1 pseudogene is annotated in these 833 nt (G+C 65.2%); it reads right to left on the bottom strand.

The features are described 5' to 3' along the window. Positions 1–65 precede the first annotated feature (65 nt). Positions 66–761, bottom strand: a pseudogene (locus GTW58_RS13180) (DDE-type integrase/transposase/recombinase); the annotation flags it as partial. Between the last annotated feature and the right edge of the window lie 72 nt (positions 762–833).

Consider the following 833-nt stretch of genomic DNA (forward strand, 5'->3'; position numbering starts at 1 on the left):
GGTCCAGTCCTTCGTCGCCACTGCCGAACACCTCCGAGACCGGGGTGTTGCGACGACCAGTTGAATCCGCCTTGAGACCCGGCGTCCGAATGTGCGCGGAGCTGCTCGGGCCGGATCGGGTGCCCTTCGCGCGCTCGTTCCCACAAGGCCATACGCAGCGGGATCATCACCAGCTCGACGTGCTTGGTGGTCTGCGCGTGCCAGGCCACGATTCGTTGTGAGAACACGTCGACGATGAACGCGACATAGACCCAGCCCGCCCACGTTCGACAGTAGGTGAAGTCCATCACCCAGGTGTGATCCGGGCGCGGCGCAGTGAAGTCGCGGTTCAGCAGGTCGCCGGCACGAACCCCGTCTTTCGCAGGGATCGTGGTGCGCACGCCTTTGTCGCGACGGATCCCTGAGAGCCCCAGCGCTCGCATGGCACGGTCGACCGCGCCCCGCGACGCGTCGGGCATCGAGGTTCGGCGGATCAGGGCAGTCATCTTCCGGCGCCCGTAGAGACCCTCCGGGGTGAGTACGCGACGCATCGTTCCGTTACGTTCGACAACGGTCCACGCTGCCGACCGAACCGCATCTTGAACCTGCGCGTCCGTGATCGTCCGCGACGCAACGATGCCTTGCCGGTGGGCTCGGTAGGTGCGCGCGGCGATCTTCATGCCCTGCTCACGCAGGACCCGGATGATCGACTCGACCGCGTGCCCCTCAGCTCTCATCGTGTCGATGAAGCCCAGCATCAACGGTTGCGGGGGTCGAGTTCCCCGATGCTCCTATGTCAAGTTGGATCGCTCAGGCGGCCATGAGCGGCATCAACGACGCAGGATGTTCGATCG

The organism is Kocuria subflava (assembly GCF_012163155.1).
GTDB classification, from domain to species: Bacteria; Actinomycetota; Actinomycetes; order Actinomycetales; family Micrococcaceae; genus Kocuria; species Kocuria subflava.